Below are 1589 nucleotides of genomic sequence, written 5' to 3'. Positions count from 1 at the left end.
CGCCGGCGGGGCCTGTTCACACGTTCACGCGGTGCATAAGCTGGTTTCTACATCGAACCTTCAGGAAAAGGGGAAGATCATGGGCGGCGAAGACGACGAACAGCAGCGGAATCCGGACCCGGAAGTGGAGGAAACCGCCCCTCAGGGCAAGGGGGGAGACCATCGAAGGCGGATACGGCGGCCCGGGCCCGGAAAACGAAACCAATGGCAGTGCCGAGGAAAAACCAACGGATCAGGACGATAGTCCTGAAGAAGCGCCGGACTGAGGCCCCTTTCGTTGTGGCAAAACCGGCCGGTTCCCGCACCAGCCCGCCGATGCAAGCGTTCGTGACGTTAGGTTCGGCGCGCCCCGGGGCGTAGATTTGGGGGCGTGGTTCAGCAGCGAGCCAACTGATGTGCTTTTCTTACGGTCCATCCCCTGCGGCTCCCTCTCACCAGCATGGAGCTGGGCCGGGATTGGGTTTGCCGGGCGGGGTCAACGCGCGGAGCACCTATTGACATAGGGGACCTCCGCAATGACCGCCGACACCACTGTGCGGGACTATTTGCATGGTTTGGCGCTCGATAGTGAGACTATCGAAGCTTTTTTGAACGCGCTGACGCGGCTCAGCGTCCATTCCCTGTCCGGCCCGGACGAGGAGATTCTGTGCGGGATCACGCTGCTGCGTGAGAAGAAAGCCGGCACGGTTGCCTCCAGCAGCGAGGCGGCACAGGTCATGGACGAAATCCAGTACGACTACAACGACGGGCCCTGCCTGAGCGCCTCCCGTGAACAGAACACCGTTCACGTCGTTGACCTCCACGATGAGAGCCGCTGGCCGGCCTACGCCAAAGAAGTCGCCGGACGCGGGGTCCGTTCGATCCTCGCGGTGCCTTTTATCCTCGAATCCGGTGACCGCGCGGCGCTGAACCTCTACTCCGAGAAGCCGGACGACTTCGACGCCGGGGACATCAGTAAGGCGCAGGAATACGCCTCGCAGGCATCGCAGGCGCTGAGCCTGTCGGTGCGGTTGTCCGGACACCGGGACACCCGAGGCGGACCTGAAAGCGGCGATGAAGACACGGACGACCATTGATCTGGCGGTGGGTATCATCATGGGACAGAGCCGGTGCAGTCAGGACGAGGCTTTCGCGTTGCTCAGATCTGCCTCCAGTACCCGCAACATCAAACTCCGCGAGGTCGCCGCCGGCATCGTCGCCTCCACCGGGTCGCCTCCGGCAAGCACCCATTTCAACCGGTAGCCCACGTTTCCGTGGCGGCGGGCGTCCTTTCGCCGCCCCCCTGTTGCCTCATTGCAATACCTCCGGGAAGAATAATACGTTGCCTCATTTGAGAACCTCCGGATAGCGGGTTTCGTTGCCTCATAGGAAAACCTCCGGGAGGGTTAGGCGTTCCAGGCCCGGTTGACGGGTTTGATTGGCGCGGCTTTCTTCGCGAGTGCGAGTGTTTCCAGCTCTGCGGTCAGTGCCAGAATCTGGCGTGAGAGAGCGGCGGGTTTGATCCGTTTGAACTGAGCGTTCATCTGGATAATGGGGCGTTTGCGCATCTTCTCGTGCCGGATCGCCCGCTGGTGCGGGGTGGCTGGCTT

2 protein-coding genes and 1 pseudogene are annotated in these 1589 nt (G+C 62.1%); 2 read left to right on the top strand and 1 reads right to left on the bottom strand.

Annotation, left to right across the window (positions count from 1 at the left end; all coding sequences use genetic code 11):
• The first annotated feature begins 515 nt into the window (after positions 1 to 515).
• Together Y707_RS23260 and Y707_RS32580 are read left to right on the top strand one after the other, a co-directional pair.
• Positions 516 to 1076 carry a GAF domain-containing protein gene (locus Y707_RS23260; RefSeq protein WP_253905046.1) on the top strand — a complete coding sequence of 187 codons (561 nt, stop codon included), beginning with the start codon at positions 516 to 518 and terminating at the stop codon, positions 1074 to 1076.
• Positions 1054 to 1242, top strand: coding sequence for an ANTAR domain-containing protein (locus tag Y707_RS32580; RefSeq protein WP_253905045.1), 189 nt, complete (start codon positions 1054 to 1056; stop codon positions 1240 to 1242). The genes Y707_RS23260 and Y707_RS32580 overlap by 23 nt, the downstream gene beginning before the upstream one ends.
• Before the next feature lie 143 nt (positions 1243 to 1385).
• On the opposite strand, the pseudogene Y707_RS31215 reads toward Y707_RS32580, so the two are convergent.
• A pseudogene (locus Y707_RS31215) lies at positions 1386 to 1589 on the bottom strand (hypothetical protein); the annotation flags it as partial.

It is taken from the genome of Arthrobacter sp. H14 (genome assembly GCF_000520495.1).
Classification (GTDB): Bacteria; Actinomycetota; Actinomycetes; order Actinomycetales; family Micrococcaceae; genus Arthrobacter_C.
Note: the sequence above shows the minus strand (reverse complement) of the source record. Positions and strands in the feature narration are given on the sequence as shown.